At 62.5% G+C, this 1,253-nt stretch carries 1 protein-coding gene and 1 pseudogene; one reads left to right on the top strand and one right to left on the bottom strand.

The features are described 5' to 3' along the window. Positions 1 to 134 precede the first annotated feature (134 nt). Entirely contained in the window at positions 135 to 932 is a 798-nt protein-coding gene (locus EN939_RS34740) for a lytic murein transglycosylase (RefSeq protein ID WP_127271186.1), read from the top strand. 73 nt (positions 933 to 1,005) lie between these two features. Here the strand turns inward: EN939_RS34740 and EN939_RS34735 are convergent. Then, positions 1,006 to 1,253: pseudogene (locus tag EN939_RS34735) on the bottom strand (hypothetical protein); the annotation flags it as partial.

Here is a 1,253-nt window from a genome sequence, read left to right as displayed (position 1 = left end):
CAGTGCCACAATAATCACTTGATCCTAGGCAAATTCCACGGCATTCGCCAGCATTGCAGCGGTGACAGTGACAAGTGCGCGTTTCGCTGGCAAGTTCGCAATTGGGACGTGATTCAGGCAACCAGGAGATCAACATGGCAATTCTTGCCAAGGGAAAGATGTTTGCAGCGGCCGTGGTGGCGGTGCTTGCGCTGGCGACGGGCGCACAGGCAGCGGCCAGCTGCGGCAAGACCGGCGCCGGCTTCGAGGCCTGGAAGCAGGATTTTGCCGCGCAGGCCAGGTCGGAAGGTGTAGGCGCCAAGGGGCTGGCCGCTCTGGCCGGGGCGAACTACGCGACCAAGACGATCTCCGTCGACCGCGGCATTCACAAGGCTTTCAGCGGCTCGGTGGACGATTTCATGCGGCGGCGCGGCGGCGCGGCGATTATTTCCAAGGGCCGGTCGCTGAAAAAGTCGAATGCGGCGCTGTTCGCCAAGATCGAAGCGAATTACGGCGTGTCGCCGGGCGTGTTGCTCGCCATCTGGGGTATGGAAACCGGCTTCGGTTCGGCCATGGGCAACCAGAACACCGTCTCTGCCATTTTGACGCTTGCCTATGATTGCCGCCGCCCGGGGTTCTTCTACCCGCATGCCATCGCAGCCCTGAAGCTGGTTGATCGCGGGGCGTTGTCAGCCTCGTCGGTCGGCGCCGCGCATGGCGAGATCGGACACACGCAGTTCCTGCCAGGAAACGTCCTGAAATATGGCGTCGGCGGCGGAAACCTGCGCGACAAGGGCACGGCGCTGGCTTCCACCGCCAACTTCCTCAAGGGCCATGGCTGGCGGGCGGGCGCGAGCGCGAGTGCGAATATGGGCGCGATTGCCGGCTGGAATTCCGCGAGCGTCTATCAGCAGGCCATCGCCCGCATCGCCACGGCGATCGACGGCGATTGACGGACCATGCACCGGGCAGAAGGGCCCCGGCCATTTCTGACTTGATCGAAAACCCGGCGCGAATGCCGGGTTTTTATTTGATTTCGAGCGTGTAGGAGCAGCCGGCCAGGGTCTTGCCGGGGTGGGACTCGACGGTCGAGACGTTAAGCTTGACGTCCGTGGAGAAGGTCAATCCTTCCGACTCTTCGGTGCTGTGGACAACGACCTTCTCGCCAAGGAATTTTTGCGGCGTGGAAAAAAAGGCCATGACGTTGAGTTCTTCGGCAAGCTCCGGCGCGGCAACGCCGTCGAGCACGGCCATCGGCCCCGCAGCGGTAAACA

It is taken from the genome of Mesorhizobium sp. M7A.F.Ca.CA.002.05.1.1 (assembly GCF_003998335.1).
Classification (GTDB): Bacteria; Pseudomonadota; Alphaproteobacteria; order Rhizobiales; family Rhizobiaceae; genus Mesorhizobium.
This window is presented reverse-complemented; position numbering and strand designations above follow the sequence as displayed.

Excerpts from the sequence above, each read along its gene's own strand:
- EN939_RS34740 (WP_127271186.1), top strand. The coding sequence starts at position 135 with ATGGCAATTCTTGCCAAGGGAAAGATGTTTGCAGCGGCCGTGGTGGCG.